The organism is Puniceibacterium confluentis, assembly GCF_007923445.1.
GTDB classification, from domain to species: Bacteria; Pseudomonadota; Alphaproteobacteria; order Rhodobacterales; family Rhodobacteraceae; genus Puniceibacterium; species Puniceibacterium confluentis.
In genome coordinates this window covers 186,806-202,058 of record NZ_VOJI01000008.1, presented here as the reverse complement: position 1 = coordinate 202,058, position 15,253 = coordinate 186,806, and the positions used below count along the sequence as shown (strand labels likewise).

13 protein-coding genes are annotated in these 15,253 nt (G+C 63.2%); 9 read left to right on the top strand and 4 right to left on the bottom strand.

Going from position 1 to position 15,253, the window contains the following annotated elements:
• Positions 1–10: 10 nt before the first annotated feature.
• The 3 genes from FOY53_RS11330 to FOY53_RS11320 are packed head-to-tail and all read right to left on the bottom strand — an operon-like array spanning position 11 to position 5,286.
• Positions 11–1,225 carry a trypsin-like peptidase domain-containing protein gene (locus FOY53_RS11330; protein WP_146588828.1) on the bottom strand — a complete coding sequence of 405 codons (1,215 nt, stop codon included), beginning with the start codon at positions 1,223–1,225 and terminating at the stop codon, positions 11–13.
• Between the two features lie 21 nt (positions 1,226–1,246).
• Positions 1,247–4,264 carry an AAA family ATPase gene (locus tag FOY53_RS11325; protein WP_146588825.1) on the bottom strand — a complete coding sequence of 1,006 codons (3,018 nt, stop codon included), beginning with the start codon at positions 4,262–4,264 and terminating at the stop codon, positions 1,247–1,249.
• A complete protein-coding gene (locus FOY53_RS11320) occupies positions 4,264–5,286 on the bottom strand; it encodes a hypothetical protein (protein ID WP_146588823.1) in 1,023 nt (340 codons plus the stop codon). The genes FOY53_RS11325 and FOY53_RS11320 overlap by 1 nt, the downstream gene beginning before the upstream one ends.
• A gap of 261 nt (positions 5,287–5,547) precedes the next feature.
• On the opposite strand from FOY53_RS11320, the gene FOY53_RS11315 reads away from it, so the two are divergent.
• Both FOY53_RS11315 and FOY53_RS11310 read left to right on the top strand, forming a co-directional pair.
• Positions 5,548–6,654, top strand: coding sequence for an endonuclease/exonuclease/phosphatase family protein (locus FOY53_RS11315; protein WP_146588821.1), 1,107 nt, complete (start codon positions 5,548–5,550; stop codon positions 6,652–6,654).
• A 48-nt stretch (positions 6,655–6,702) separates the two neighbouring features.
• Entirely contained in the window at positions 6,703–7,464 is a 762-nt protein-coding gene (locus FOY53_RS11310; protein ID WP_222435246.1) for a potassium channel family protein, read from the top strand.
• Between the two features lie 75 nt (positions 7,465–7,539).
• On the opposite strand, the gene FOY53_RS11305 is transcribed toward FOY53_RS11310, so the two are convergent.
• The gene (locus FOY53_RS11305) at positions 7,540–8,577 is read right to left on the bottom strand and encodes a LacI family DNA-binding transcriptional regulator (RefSeq protein ID WP_186766578.1); all 1,038 of its coding nucleotides are present in this window, start codon (positions 8,575–8,577) and stop codon (positions 7,540–7,542) included.
• 219 nt (positions 8,578–8,796) lie between these two features.
• Between FOY53_RS11305 and FOY53_RS11300 the strand changes: the two genes are divergently transcribed.
• The 7 genes from FOY53_RS11300 (at position 8,797) to FOY53_RS11270 (ending at position 15,253) form a co-directional block, all read left to right on the top strand.
• Positions 8,797–9,819 carry a sterol desaturase family protein gene (locus FOY53_RS11300; protein WP_146588816.1) on the top strand — a complete coding sequence of 341 codons (1,023 nt, stop codon included), beginning with the start codon at positions 8,797–8,799 and terminating at the stop codon, positions 9,817–9,819.
• 156 nt (positions 9,820–9,975) lie between these two features.
• Positions 9,976–10,941, top strand: a complete 966-nt coding sequence (locus FOY53_RS11295; RefSeq protein WP_146588815.1) for a substrate-binding domain-containing protein — start codon at positions 9,976–9,978, stop codon at positions 10,939–10,941.
• A gap of 105 nt (positions 10,942–11,046) precedes the next feature.
• On the top strand, positions 11,047–12,042 hold the full coding sequence (locus tag FOY53_RS11290; RefSeq protein ID WP_146588813.1) for an ABC transporter permease: 996 nt from the start codon (positions 11,047–11,049) through the stop codon (positions 12,040–12,042).
• A gap of 10 nt (positions 12,043–12,052) precedes the next feature.
• Complete coding sequence (locus FOY53_RS11285) at positions 12,053–12,871, top strand: ATP-binding cassette domain-containing protein (RefSeq protein WP_146588812.1); 819 nt, start codon at positions 12,053–12,055, stop codon at positions 12,869–12,871.
• 97 nt (positions 12,872–12,968) lie between these two features.
• Positions 12,969–13,973: a Gfo/Idh/MocA family oxidoreductase gene (locus FOY53_RS11280; protein ID WP_146588810.1), complete on the top strand. Its 1,005-nt coding sequence runs from the start codon at positions 12,969–12,971 to the stop codon at positions 13,971–13,973.
• Positions 13,970–14,929: a sugar phosphate isomerase/epimerase family protein gene (locus tag FOY53_RS11275; protein ID WP_146588808.1), complete on the top strand. Its 960-nt coding sequence runs from the start codon at positions 13,970–13,972 to the stop codon at positions 14,927–14,929. Before FOY53_RS11280 ends, FOY53_RS11275 begins: the two co-directional genes overlap by 4 nt.
• A gap of 12 nt (positions 14,930–14,941) precedes the next feature.
• Positions 14,942–15,253: a MocE family 2Fe-2S type ferredoxin gene (locus FOY53_RS11270; protein WP_146588806.1), complete on the top strand. Its 312-nt coding sequence runs from the start codon at positions 14,942–14,944 to the stop codon at positions 15,251–15,253.

Genomic DNA, 15,253 nt, shown 5'->3' with positions numbered 1-15,253 from the left:
TGTTCTGCGGTCACGGGAAAAGCTGTGCGAACACGGCTGGGGCATGGGTTTCCAGGTGCGTGCGGATGCGGATGATCGGCACGCCGAAATTGCGGCGCCGGATGCGGGTGCCGAGAATCTCGATCTGCATGTCGCCGATGCTGTCCGAGCCGGCATGCAGCGCTGCCGCTTTCCAGTTGTCATCCATCACCGGCGCCCCGGAACTGCCCTTGGCGGTGTCGGTGAGATAGGCGAGGATGTCGTTGTCGCCGACCACGACATAATTGTTGCGAAAGCCCAGCTTCATGATGCCGCCCCCGGGATGCTGCAACACATTGACCCGCAGCCCGAGCGCATTCTGCGGCCCCTTGCGCAAGGCGTTGCGGCGCAACGCCAGCGGCGCGCGACCCGCGACTTCCGCGGGCACCTTGAAGATCGCGAAATCCAGCCCGGCATCGCGCGCGACAAGCGCCCCGCCGGGCAGCACCTGTCCCGCGGGTTCCGCGTCCGCCTCGTGAAAGTCCGCGATCAGCCGCGCGGTCTGCACTTGCAGTGTATAGTCGACGTCACTGGCGGGCGGTTCGTGATCGCGCCGGGCATTGAAGACGTGGTTGTTGGTGATCGCCAGTCCGGGGCCGATCATCCAGGCGGTGCCAAACGACAGATCGGCGGAATCGTCGGCCCCGAACAGCGGTGCGCCGTCCAGATGGCTGTGGATCACCAGCTTGAACACCGATTGCGACGCCTGAAGGCCCGCGCGCAGGAAAGACACCGGCAGCGTTTCGTTGAAACCGCCAATCAACGCCTCCTGGGTGATCCCGGTTTCGACCGCAGCCATGTCGGGCAGTGCGGCGCGCAACTTGGCCGCATCCGCCCCGGCTGCGGCAGGTGCGGCACCTGCCAACCCGGCCGTTTCAGCGGCACCGCCGTCCTTCACCCGTCGCAGCGCGGTCTCGATCACCGCGATGTCGGCGCTGTCCTGGATGTTGTCCAGCGCATTCTCCAGAAACAGCGTCAGCGGCCTCTGGCCATTGCGCAGGCTCACCACCTTGTTCATGTCGCGCAGCGTTTCATCCAGACGCATCTGGCCGTTCAACCCCTGGATTCCCAAGGAGGCACGGTAGTTGGGCGGCACATCCGCCAGCAGCATCCGGAACGACGCGTCGGCGTCAAAACCGTTCTGCACCAGAATGTTGCGCACCTTTCGACGGGTGTCACGTTCCAGAAATCCGTCCCAGTCCGACATTGTCCGTCTCCTGTTGCAGCTTCAGGCCAGCACTTCCTGATCCGCAGAAAGCTCCCACGGGGCGCGATAGGGTTCCAGCCCGCCCAGTGTGGCGGCCATCAATGACCCCTCAACCGCCTGCGTCAGCCACCAGGTGCCCCGGCAGGCAACCCGCATCACCAAATCGGCACGGGACTCCGAGCGGACGATGGCGGCCCGGATCAGGGACAGCAGGCTGAGAAAACCGCTCGTGGTCTGCTGCGGCTGGTCAAGAACCTTCAGGACGCTGGCGGCGAGAATCGCGGCGTCGGACCGTTCCTGCCTGTCGTCCTCGCTGGCGGGCTCCATCGCCGAGGCATAGGGCGCGAAGGTCGCCCGCAACCCGTCGAAAATGGGCCGGGTCATGGCAAACCGGCTGTGCTGTGCCACGATGTCGAACAGTGTCGAAATCGCCGTTGTCGCCACGCGCGGCAGCTTTGGGCTCTGATCCGGGTGGATGCGGGAAAAGGCGTGGCGGATCACATCGGCCTCCTTGTCGAGCAGGTCGTCGGAACAGCTCAGCAGGGCGGAAGCAAGCGTATCCTGCAACCCGTCCCGGCGGCTGTCGCCTGGTTTGACCAGATCGACCAGCAGTGCCAGCGTCTGGATCCACGCCACCGGGTTCAGCAGGGTGCGCGCCGCCTCTTCCAGCGTCAGCAGGGTCTGGATCCCGCCCTCGCGGTTGCCCGACCGCAACTGTGCCTGCGCCAGCAACCAGGTCAGCTCGGCCCGCCGTCCGGGATTGCCGATCACCGGGAAGCTGTCGAGTTTCGCGCGCAGAAACTCCTGGGCGGTCTGATAGTCCTCGAGCGACAGATAGCAGCGCGCCTCGATGGCGATCAGCGGGCTGTCTTCGGTGCGCCCCTCGCGTTCGCCCAGCATTTCAAGCGCGGCGGCGGTTTCGGCGCTGGCCAGCACCCGAAGCAGTCGCGGACCGACGATCTGTTCCCATTCCTCTGTATCCGCTGCGGCGCGCAAGTCATCCGGGACAACCAGCCCGAGGTGGCTGGCCAGGAACAACCGCCCGCGCGGGGGCAGCTCGTCCATGGCATTGACAAGGTAGGGGTGTACCGCCGGATCGAGAGTGCCCAGTTTTTGGGAGAGATAGATCGCCGCATCCGGCTCCTCGCCCAGCATCAGGGTGTGGTAGATGTATTCCGCCAGCTCGATCGGCGTTTGCGGGGCGCTGTAATAGCGTGCGGCGTGTTGATGCGCGCGCAGGGTGATTTCGGGCTGATCGGCGCGCAGCAGATCCAGCACCGACTGCCGCAGGTCCTGGCGATACCGCAGCGACCCGTCATCCTCCAGCCGCACCAGCGTGTGTTCGCGTTGCAGGGCGTCAAACAGCTGCTGCGCGTCGGCATCGTCCGCGATGGCGATGTCGCAGATCCGCGCCAGAACGGTCTGGATGATATCGGGTGTTATGCGTCGCAGGATCATGCCGGGATGCGCCAGTTTGCGCACCCTTGGGTCGTCGTCCTGAATATGGTCCAGAACCCGCTGATACAGCCGTCCGCGGATGATTTCCGGCCCCAGCCGCTGAAACAGGCGGCTGCGGGTGCGGATATCGCCAAGCGCCCCGGCGCCGTTCTCACCCAGAACCCGGGCCGCCAGGCGCAGGTTCAGCGGGTTGCCACCGATCTTGCGGACAACGCCATGCAGATCCTCGCGCCGGCCGCCGGTCTCGCGCGCCAGCAGGTCAAGCGCGGCGGTCTCGTGCAGCTCCTGCATGCTGATGAAATGGCTGGGCACCCCCAGGTCCGGGCGGGCAAGCGGACTGCGCCCGGCCACGACGATGCGAATGTTGCTGCTGAACTGCATCAGCATCGACAGACAAGTCCAGAAGTGCCGCGACGTGGTGTCGATCCGGCCCTGCACATCCTCGAAGGTGTCGATGATCAACACCACGGCGGGCTGATCGGTGCCGGACCGGCGCAGGGCCTCGCTTGCGGAATCGGCCAGAAGCGCGAATTCCGCCCACAACACTTCGCGCACATCCCGGGTGTTCTCCAGCCGGTGACCCTGCGAGTCAAACTTGGAACTTCTGGTCGAAAACGTCCGCGTCAGGGACTCGGACCGTTGCAGCTGGTCCTGAAAGTCGCGATAGCGCGCCTCGAACCGGTCCAGCGGGACTTGACCGAGGTAGGTTGCCGAAAGGCGCACGTGATGCAGCACCTGCTCGGCGGCTTCGGCCAACATGATCTCGGAGCGCAGGATATCAAAGGTCGGATCGTCGCAGGGCATGTAGGCAAAGGCAAAACGCGGGCCGCGGCTGTCCGCGCGGTAGGTGTTCAGCACATGGCCGATCAGCGCCGTCTTGCCGATCCCGCCCACGCCTTCGATGAACATGATCCGGGGTTTTTCACCCCGGAAGAAGGATGTGGCGCGCGCAAGCAGGCTCTGATCCTCGAGTCCCAGGAACTCCAGCATCGCCGAGACATCGGCTTCGCGGCCGACAAAGTGTTCGCTGATCAGATGCTGGAAGCTGCTGACCACCGCCGCCAGTCCCAGAGCAAGCTCCATCCTGTCCGACGGCACCGGCATGATGCCCAGAGCCTGCGCCCAACGCTGCACTTCGCCCAGCCGGATCAGCTGGGTTTGCGTCAGCCTTTCGGGTGATGGCGTCGCGCCCTGCAGCAAGGATTCGAACAGGGTCTGGGTCTGGGTCATGACCCGTTGCGGCAGACCGGCCAGCACCGCCCGCGCCGCCTCGGGTGTGGCAAGGATTTCCAGTTGCCGCAACCGCTCGGCCCGGTTCAGGGTGCGCCGCCCCGCGCGTTTGTGGCCGGGCGCGGCAAAGCTGTTGCCGTGCAGCGCAGCGGCAACGGCGCGACCCTCTGCGGTCGCCTCGGCAGCCAGCTCTGGGATGCAAAAGACATGCTGCACGGCCGCGGCGCGAAATGCCTTGGCGCGGGCGGCATCACTGACCGCGCCCTCGGGCTCTGCGGCGGCCTTTGGCGCATCCATGCGTTGCAGAACCTTGTCGAGGTAGGCTTGACCGGCCTGGGACAACTGGGCCATCACACCTGTCCTTCACAGATATGCAATTCAAGCCGCGCGCCGATTTCGGACAGGTCGACGTAAGGTTCGGCGTTGCCTTGCAGGACGGCATCGGTGATCGCATCGGTGATCGCGGGAATGTCGGTCGCCGTCAGGTTGGACCGCAAGGCCACCGCAGCACTGACGACGTTGCGGATGTGGTCGCGGGTCAGCGGCTCGGTTTCGTAGGTCGCCACGTTCATGCGGATCTTGGCCGCCAGGGCATAGGCCAGTTCGCAGAACACCACGCGATGCCGCCGGGCATTGATCCCCTTGGTACAATGCAGCGACAGGGCGAGAAAGAACTTGGCCGTATCCGCGCGCAGAGCCTTCTGGCTGAAGCCGTCAAAAACAAACCAGACCCGCGCATCCGGCACATCGGGCACGGTGTTGGCCGCCCGGATCACCCTCTGTGCAAGGTCATTGGCATAGGCGTCTTCGTTCGTGGTCTGCGACAGGTTGCCGATCATGCCACCCAGTTGCGCCACCAGATCGCAGGCCACTTCGGACGGGCCGGCGTCGGGACCGGAGTCTTCGGTCACCTCGTAGTGGCAGATTACATGCCCGGTTTCCTCCCGCGCCCAGTGTCGCAGCAGCTGATATGTCCAGCTCTTGCCGGAACGTCTGTCGCCGGTGATCTGCAGGATGGGGCGGTCATGGCCCGGGTCGATCATCTTGCGCAGCGTCTGGCGCAGCCGCTGGCGGTCAGCAAAGGGATAGGCCCCGGCGATGATTTCCGCCTCGATCGGATGGGCAATGACCGGCTGCGGCGCCCGCAACCTGAGCCGCACCATCTCCAGCCCCAGACGTCCCTTGTCGTCGATCAGGTAGTTCAGAATATCCAGAACCGGCCCCGGCCCGGCGCGGATACAGACGCTCAGAACCTCTTCGGCAAAGACCGCCACCACAGTTGGTGAGGCTGAAAGATTCTGCCGCAACGCCTCGGGCGTAAGCAGGCGCAACGCATGCGCCGGGCTGGGATCGCTGCTGACAACATCAAGCAACTCTCTCAGGACACTGGCTTTTTCATGGTCGAGCAGCACAATGATTCCGCCGGGTTCAGATGCAGACGCAGGAAGGGATTTTGAACAATGCCGCGATGATACCAAAAATTTGCTAACCTTCAAAGGGACATCAACAGGATCCGCTCAACTCTGGCGCGATGCTGTTGTGATGCTGGTGCGCAACCGTGATCCGGTCCGCGTCTTTGCACTTTACCCGCAACGCTTCCGGCTTAAGTGTCATGAAAGACTCCAGACAGAGGGATGACCGACGTGTTTTTTGCAACCGTCATTGTGTGGCTGCTTGTCGCGATGGGCCTGGCTGCAACGGTTCTGCCGTTTTCGCGGATTGCCCACGGCGCGATCCGGTCGATGGAATTTCCGCGCTTGCAGATCATTGCGGTCCTGCTGGCCCTGATCCCGGTCGGCCTTTTGGTGCTCTCGGGTCCGGGCCGTGTTGCGGCGCTGGTCCTGATCGGCATCAGCCTGGCGGTGCAGATTGCCAACGTCGCACGCTTTACTCCGGTGTGGCACAGCCAGTCGGTTCAGGCGGATGCGGAACTGGCCGCAGACAAACAGGCGCAGGTGTCGGTCCTCGCTGCCAATGTCAAGATGTCGAACCGCGACTACGGCAAGCTGGTGGAGCTGATCCGGACGGAACAGCCCGACATATTCATCGGTCTCGAAACCGACGCTCCCTGGGCCGAAAGCCTGCGTGACGTTGCCGGGGATTTTTTGCACCGCATCGAACGCCCGCAGGACAACGGCTATGGCATGATCGTCTATTCCCGCCTGCCGATGCGCGATATCGAGGTGCGCAACATGGTGGTCGATGGTGTGCCGTCGGTCCGGGCAATTGCCGAAACCCGCTCCGGTCTGGCGTTTCGGCTCTACGCAATCCATCCCGAGCCGCCGGTCCCCAACCACGACAGCGAAGGCCGCGACGCCGAAATCGCCGTGGTCGGGATGGAGGCAAAGAACGACACGCTGCCGTCGCTTGTTGTCGGCGATATCAACGATGTGGCCTGGTCGGCGACCACCCGTCGGTTCCAGCGGCTTTCCGGGCTGCTCGATCCCCGGGTGGGACGCGGTTTCTACAACACCTTCGATGCACGCTACTGGGCCTTTCGCTGGCCACTGGACCACCTGTTCCACGATCCCGAGTTTCGCCTTGTCGACATACGCCGGGGGCCCTTCATCGGATCGGATCACTTTCCCATGCTGTTCACCCTGGCGCTGACTCCGCATGCAGCGGCCCATGACACGCCGGACCACAGCGATCCCGAGGAACAGGCCGAAGCGCAGGAGATGATCCACAAAGAGCGGCGCAAGGACCGTGACCCGATTGGATCCGACTGGGAAGACGGCTAGCGAAACGCCGACACCTGCGCTGCACCGGATTCACAGAGGGACACGCCGTTGCTCGAAAAACTGAGATCGCTCTACCTGGATGACACGCCGTCGGCGCATGCCTTTCGCTATGGGCTGCTGATCTTTGACATCGGCACTGTCTGCTTTGTCATCGCCACGTCGTTTGTGCCCCGCGCCCCGATCGTCGAGATCATCGACGCCGTGCTCGGGTTGCTGATCCTCACGGATTTTCTGATCCGCACCTGGCTCGAGCCGGACCGGGGCCGGTTCCTGCTGCGTCTGACCACATGGGCCGACATCGCGGCGATCGTCTCGTTCCTGTTGCCGATCGCCGGAGAGGGGCTTGGCTTCCTGCGTATCCTCAGAACGCTCAACCTGCTGCGCACCTATCGGCTTCTGGCGCGATTGCGGCAGGATTTCCGCTATTTCCGCGACAACGAGGATGTCATCCTGGCGGCGATCAACCTGGGCGTCTTTCTGTTTGTGATGACCGGACTGATCTATGCCACGCAGGTCGGCATCAACCCCGAGATAGGCAACTACGCGGATGCGCTGTATTTCACGGTCACGACGCTGACCACGACAGGGTTTGGCGACATCACTTTGACAGGCGACTGGGGGCGGATGCTGTCGGTGGCGGTGATGATCTTTGGCGTGACGCTGTTCCTGCGTCTGCTCCAGGTGCTGTTTCGCCCGTCCAAAGCGCGGGTGACATGCGGCACCTGCGGATTGTTTCTGCACGACCCCGACGCCGTGCACTGCAAACATTGCGGCACCACGATCCATATTCCGACCGAGGGGCATGTCTGAGGCTGCGCCCGGTCCCGTGCTGCCGTGTCCGGTGTCAGAGGCAGGCCGTGTTGCCGCCGACAGCGCCGCAATCAGTCAGCTGTCCGGGGGAATGTTTTCCGGCCCGTAAAGCACGATGGGCACGTTCGAGGCATAGGGGCGTTTGACAGGCATGCCTTCATAGCCGAAATGATCCATCAGGACATCAAGCGAGAACTGCGCCTGCTGACGCGGGCTTTGATCTAGTGTCAGGGTCATCAGGCCCTCGCGCAGCATCCGGGTGGTGTGGTCGGTCAGTTCATGGCCCACGAACAACGGGCGCTGTTTGAGGATATCAGCCTCGATCGCGGCACGAACCCCAAGATTCGCGCCGCCGACGTTGTAGATCGCCACGATATCGGGAAGTTCGCGGAACGCCGCCTCGAGCCTTGCGCGCGACCGCACGCGGTCGTCCTGCCCCTCGACGATGCGGGCGATGGTCAGGTGCGGGGCGGCTTCGTCGAGGTATTCGCGAAAACCGGCAATGCGTTCCGCATGCGCCTGAAACCCCAGGTGACTGCACAGCACGATCACCGGCCCGGCTCTCGGGCTCATCCGGGCGACAAAGTACCCGGTGGTGCGCCCGGCGGCGTGATGGTTGGTTCCGGCATAGGCCAGCTGTTTCGACCCCGACAGGTCAGAGATGATCGACACCACCGGAATGCCGCGCGCATGCAAGTAATCTATGGCATCCCGGGTCGCGGCGGTGTTCTGCGCATAGACGATGACGGCGTTGCAGGTCGTGGCGCGCAGGGCATCACTGACCGTTTCGGGAAGATCGTCGGCGAGGGTCGTTATGTGCAGGCTGATCCGCCGGTCGATGGACTTGGTGAGATTGCGGAATTCTGCCGCCATCCGCACCAGCAACGGCAGATCCGGACGGGCGAGGATCAGGTTGACCCGGATGAGCGGCTTGTAGGAGGGCGGCAGCTGGCGGCGCAGTCCGATGGACCGGGCCGTCTCGATCACCTTGCGGCGCACATCTTCGCTGACGTTGCCACGTTCGTTCAAAACCCGGTCGACTGTCGCCGTGCCGACACCGGCGATGCGGGCGACATCCTTGAGCTTTGGACGCGGCGTGTTCTTTCCGGCCATTTTCTGTCCCGTTGTCTGACCCCCGTTGCAGGACCATTTCATGGCCCCTGATGTAAATCAATCAGTTCCGATCGTTGGGGGGACGACGCCAGCGGCTATTGTCGCGTCAACACGCCGGACTGACTCGGGGCCGCAGCAGGGACCGACCGGGCCGGAGAATTTGCAACGGACTGAACCGAGAGGAGAGGCGGGGCAGCACCCGTCTTCGGGAGGAGCGCATTGGACGATTCAACCACGGGCACACGCGACAAGCGCGGCAACTGGCGCCCAGATGCCGCGCTTGAAAATGCACCGGTCTTTGTGTGGCCGGTGCGGCCGCTCAAGTTCCTGCGCTGGTTGCCCAGCTATTTTCTGCCGTGGAACGTGATGTTCTTTGCAATCGGCGCGGTGTTCTGGTTTCTGCTGACACCGCCCCGCGAAACGCTGGAGACCCTGAACTGGGGCTGGGCGCTGTACCTGTTGGCGCGCAATTCGGCGATTGTGCTGCTGTTCTACGGTGTGCTGGAGCTGCGGCTTTACATCAAGCGCAAGCAGGGCACCCATTTCAAATACAATGGCAAGTTCCCGTCCGAACATCCTTCGGATGTGTTCATGTTCAAAAGTCAGAACATCGACAACATCATCCGCACCTTCGGCACCGGCCTGCCGATCTGGACCGGCTATGAGGTGCTTCTGCTCTGGGCCTGGGCCAATGGCTGGGGGCCGTGGGCAACCTTTGCCGAACATCCGGTCTGGCTGGTCTGCTTCGGTCTGGCGCTGCCGATCCTGCACGAATTCCATTTCTACTGCGTTCACCGGCTGATCCATATCCCGGTGCTCTACAGGTGGATCCACTCCGTGCACCACAACTCGGTCAACCCCTCGCCATGGTCGTCACTGTCGATGCACCCGGTCGAACATCTGCTTTACTGGTCGGGAAGCCTGATCCACCTGATCCTGCCGTCTCATCCGCTTCTGGCAATCTACCACCTGAACATCGCCGGGACCGGCGCGGTGGTTGGCCATATCGGTTTTGACAAGATCGAAACCGGGGCAGACGGCGCTTTCGACACCCACGCCTACGCCCACTACCTGCATCACAAGTATTTCGAAGTGAACTATGCCGACGGGCTAATGCCGATCGATCGCTGGATGGGCACCTGGCACGATGGGACAAAGGACGGCGACCGGGCCATGCAGGAACGGTTCCGCAGAAAGAAAGCCAGGCTCAACGGCGACAAGGGTACCACTTCGGCCCCGTAGGCGCGTGACTGGAACCACAGGCTCCGGAGGGCTGAGGAGACCCGCCGGAAGGCCAGGATGGATAGGGAATGGGGCGTCAGGACCATCCGCACCCCGCAATATGATTGCCTGAATGGGCACAAACCCGTCCACGGACGGAAAATGGGAGGAGACGACATGAAAAATCTCAAGGGACTATTGGCAGGCGTCGCGGTTGCGGCACTGTGCGCCACGACAGCCTCGGCGGCGGACATCGCCATCATCGGCGGCAAGGCGGACGACGCCTTCTTTGCCAAGATCAAGAAAGGCATTGACGACGCGACGCTGGTGGTCGAGGCGCATGGCGGCTCGGTCAACTACCTGCAACTTCAGACCTATGACAATATTGGCGGCGACGCGGCGAACCTCGTGCGGACGGCCATCAGTCAGGGTGTGGATATCATCGCCGTACCGAACTGGGTGCCGGGCTCCGAGGACGAGGCCATCCTGGCGGCTATCGGCGCCGGCATCCCGGTGATGCTGTACAACGCTGGCGGCGGCGACAAGGCAAAAGAACTGGGCGCGATCAACTACATCGGCAACGAGGAATATCCCGCCGGTCTGGCGGGCGGCCGCTACTTTGCCAAGCACGGCGCCAAGCACGTGATCTGTGTCAACACCGTGCCGGGTGCCGGCAACCTGGAAGACCGCTGCCGCGGCATCGCCGACGGCATGGCCGAGGCGGGGTTCCAGGCCGAACAGCTTCCGCTGCCGTCCAGCGCGTTCGGGGACCCGACGGCTGTGGCCGAGGCGATCAAGGCGACGCTGCTGGGGGACGAAACCATTGATGGCGTCTTTGCCATCTCGTCCGGCGATGCCGACAGCGCGTTCATCGGCATGCAGCAGGCGGGCAAGACGGAAACGGTTCAGTTGGGATCGTTTGACATGAACGTCTCCGGTCTCGAGCGCATCCGCGACGGAGAGCAGCTTTTTGCCATCGACCAGCAGCCGTGGCTGCAGGGCTTCCTCGCGGTGTCCCTGTCGGACGGCTATGTGAACTACGGGCTGGCGATGGCGACCTCGCCGCTGTTGACGGGGCCGGGGATCGTGGATTCGTCCAACATCGACGCAACCCTGAAGGGTGGCGAGCAGGGCTATCGCTGAACCCGCGCCGGAACGGTCCGTGGCCAGTGCCGCGGGCCAGTCCACCCGGCCCTGCCGACACTTGTCCGGTGCATGGGCCATAGCGCCAAACTGGGAACAAATTTCATGAACACCATATCTATCGGCAATCTCCTGCGAAGACCGGAAGCGGGGGCCTTTCTGGGCATGATCGCCGTTGTGCTTTTCTTTCTGGTCTTCGGTGGCATCAACTTCCTGAAACCGGCCGGCATCGCGAGCTGGCTGAACGTGGCGGCCAACATCGGCATCATCGCCATTCCGGTCGGCCTGCTGATGATCGCCGGAGAGCTTGATATCTCGATCGGGTCGATGATCCCGGCGGGCTCGATGATCATCGCCATCATGTCGGGGCACTATGATATGCCGGTGTGGCTTTCGATCCTTGCGGTGCTGGGCTTCGGTGTCGTTGTCGGCACCATCAACGGTGTGCTTGTGGTGCGTACCGCCGTGCCTTCGCTGATCGTCACGCTGGGCACGCTGTTTGCGGTGGCGGGCATGGTGCTGGGACTTTCGGTGCTGATCACCGGCACCACCAGCGTAGCCATCAAGGCCCCGGCCCTGTACAAGGCGATCTTCGGGCAGTTCATCGGCGGCACCTATCAGGTCATCATCCTGTGGTGGATCCTTCTGACGGCGGTCTACGTGTTCTATGTGCACTACTCGAAATTCGGCAACTGGATCTTTGCGATGGGCGGCGACCGCGAAAGCGCACGCAACGCCGGCATCCCGACCACCCGGCTGACCATCATCCTGTTCATCCTGTCCGCCACCAGCGCCTCCTTCGTCGGCATGTGCCAGGCGCTTTTGTTCAACTCGGCGCAGGTCTCGGCGGGGATGTCGTATATTTTCAACGTCATCATTTCGGTTGTGGTTGGCGGTGTGGTGCTGACCGGCGGGTTCGGGTCTGTGGTCGGCATCGTCTTTGGCACGATCACCTTCGCGGTGGTCAATCAGGGCATCTATTTCACCAGCTTCGACCGCAACTGGTCGAGCCTGATCATCGGTGTGATGCTTCTGGTCGCGGTCCTGATGAACAACACCTTCCGCACCATGGCGCTGTCCTATGCGCCCAAAAAGAAATGAGGGCCGCGCCATGACCAAGACAGTTCTGGAACTGCGCAACGTCGACAAATCCTTTGGCCCGATCGACGTGCTGCACCAAATCTCGCTCAAGGTGAAAGAGGGCGAGGTGCTGTGCCTGCTGGGCGACAACGGAGCCGGCAAATCGACCCTGATCAAGACGCTGGCCGGTGTTCACAAGCCGACCCGCGGGACTATCCTGATGGACGGCGCAGAAGTAAGCTTTGACGGCCCGCGCGCCGCGCAGGACATGGGCATCGCCACGGTGCACCAGTTCGGCGGGACTTTCCCGCTGATGAGCATCGGGCGCAGCTTTTTTGTCGGTGTAGAGCCGACAAGGGGCTGGGGCCCGTTCAAGATCTATGACCGCAAGAAGGCCAATGCGATTGCGGTGAAGGCGGTGCAGGATTTCGGCATCACCCGCGTCGACGATGGCGACCGGCTGATCGGCGGGTTGTCGGGTGGCGAACGGCAGTCGCTGGCCATTGCCCGCGCGGTGCATTTCGGCGCCCGCGTCCTGATCCTGGACGAGCCGACGGCGGCGCTGGGGGTCAAGCAGGCGGCCCATGTGCTGCGCATCGTCAACGAGGCCAAGAAACGCGGACTGGCCGTGGTCTTCATCACCCATCAGGTGATGCACGCGATGGCGGTGGGTGACCACTTTGCCGTCCTGATCCGGGGTGCGATAGCCGCCGATTTCCGCAAGGGCGAACGCAGCCGAGAAGAGATAACCGACCTGATGGCGGGCGGCGAAACCATGGCCGATCTCGAAGCGCAGATCGAGGGATACGCCGAGGCCCAGACCGACAACCCGCCGCCTCCCTCTCCCTAGGTGGCGGATTCTGGGGGGCAGCGTCCAGGGCCGGAACGTCCTCTCCGCCCGGCCACGGCCTTCTGCTCCCCTTTTTCAATCAGTGAGTGCTTCTAGGATGAACATCAGAATTGCCATCATCGGCGCCGGCGCAATGGGTGCGGACCATGCCCGGATCGTGACCGAGGACATGCCCGGCGCAACACTTCAGGTGGTCTGCGACAGCGATGCCGCGCGCGCCAAATCCGTGGCGGATGCCTTTGGCGCAGCAGATTCGGCAAGCGATCCCGAAGCGGTGATCGCGCGCGGCGATGTGGATGCGGTCATTGTTGCCAGCCCCGATTTCACCCATGCGCCGCTGTCCCTGGCCTGCATCCGGGCGGGCAAGAAAGTGTTGTGTGAAAAGCCGCTGTCGCAATCCTCTGCTGAATGCCTGACGGTGATGGTGGCCGAACAGGCAGCGGGGGCCAGGTTCGTTCAGCTGGGGTTCATGCGGCGCTATGACCCGTCCTATGCAGAGATGAAACAGGCGCTGGCCGACGGCTCGCTGGGCCGGGCCTTGATGATGCACAATTTCCACCGCAACGTGGAAACGCCCGCTGCCGATTTTACCGGCGCGATGGCGATCACCAATTCCGCGCCGCATGAATTTGACGTGGTGCGCCACGTCCTGGGCTGCGATTACGCCACGATTTCCGCAGCACAGCCGCGCCGCTCGGATGCGCGGGTCGCCCCGGTGGTGATGGTGCTCGAGACAACCGACGGGCAGCTTGTCACCATCGAAATCAACAACAACGCGGCCTATGGTTACGATGTCCGCGCCGAGCTTGTAGGCGAGCGCGGCAGCATCGCCATGAACCCGGTCGCCTTTACCCGGCGCGACACCGATCTGATCAGCGCGACAGCCTACTCCTCGGACTGGCGCGGGCGCTACGCCGAAGCCTACCGGCGGCAGAACCGCGCCTTCCTGCAATTTGTACGGACCGGGCAGTTCCCCGAGATCGGCTCGGACTGCTGGGACGGCTACTGCGCCGCCGTCGTGGCCGAGGCCGGTGTGACGGCGCTCAGCGCGGGGCGGAAAGTCGCGGTGGACAGGATCACCAAGCCGGAGTTCTACGCATGAAACTGGGATTTGTGTCCGACAGTCTGGGGGGGCTGAGCCTTGACGCGATGCTCGATCACGTACAGCGCATGGGGGTCAGCGGCGTCGAGGTGAACACCTGCGGCTGGTCAACCGCGCCGCATCTCGACCTCGCCGGGATGCTGGGCAACCCGACGGCGCAAAGGGACTTCATGACTGCCTTTGCGGACCGCGGGCTCGAGATCATCAGCCTCAATGCCAACGGCAACCCGCTGCACCCCACTGATCCGGGGCAGGGGGAGGGGTTGAAGAACACCCTCCGGCTGGCGGGTGAAATGGGGATCACGACGGTCTGCACCATGTCGGGCCTGCCCGCCGGAAATGCCACCGATACGATGCCGAACTGGGTGGTTTCAAGCTGGCCGCCCGAGACGCAGGCGATTCTGCGGTATCAATGGGAGCAAAGGCTGATCCCGTTCTGGCGCGAAATCGCCGACCTGGCGCAGGGTTGTGGCGTCGCGCGGATCGCGCTGGAACTGCACGGCAATCAATGCGTCTACAACGTTCCGTCGCTGCTGAAGCTGCGCGACGCGGTCGGGCCGGTGATCGGTGCAAATCTCGACCCGTCACACCTGTTCTGGATGGGGGCCGATCCGCTGGTCGCGGCCGAAGCTCTGGGCGCGGCGCTTTACCACGTCCATGCCAAGGACACGATGCTGAACCCGCCGGTGCAGGCGACAACCTCGCTGCTGGAAAACGGCACGCTGATGGATATTCCGGCCCGCAGCTGGTCCTACGTCACGCTGGGCTTCGGTCATGGCGAGGAATGGTGGCGGCAGTTTTGTTACCGGCTGAAAATGGCGGGGTACGACGGTTGGCTCAGCATCGAGCACGAGGATGTGCTGCTCAACAGTCTCGAAGGGCTGGAAAAATCCGTGGCCCTGCTGCAAGGCGTCATGCCCGCAGCTCCCGCCGACTACACACCACAGGCCATTTGAGGGAGACCGGACATGACCAACTGGATCGACGCCTGTTCCAGCGATGACATCGATGCAGAAGACGTGATCCGGTTCGATCACGGAGGCCGGACATTTGCGATCTATCGCAATGACGCCAACGCGTATTTCTGCACCGACGGGCTGTGCACCCACGAGGATGTGCATCTTGCCGACGGACTGGTGGTGGAAAACACCATCGAGTGCCCCAAACACGCTTCGATCTTCGATTTCACCACGGGCGAGGTCGAAACGCCGCCGGCCTGCGAGAACCTGCACACCTATCCCACTGTGGTCAGGGATGGCCGCGTGATGGTTCAGATCTGA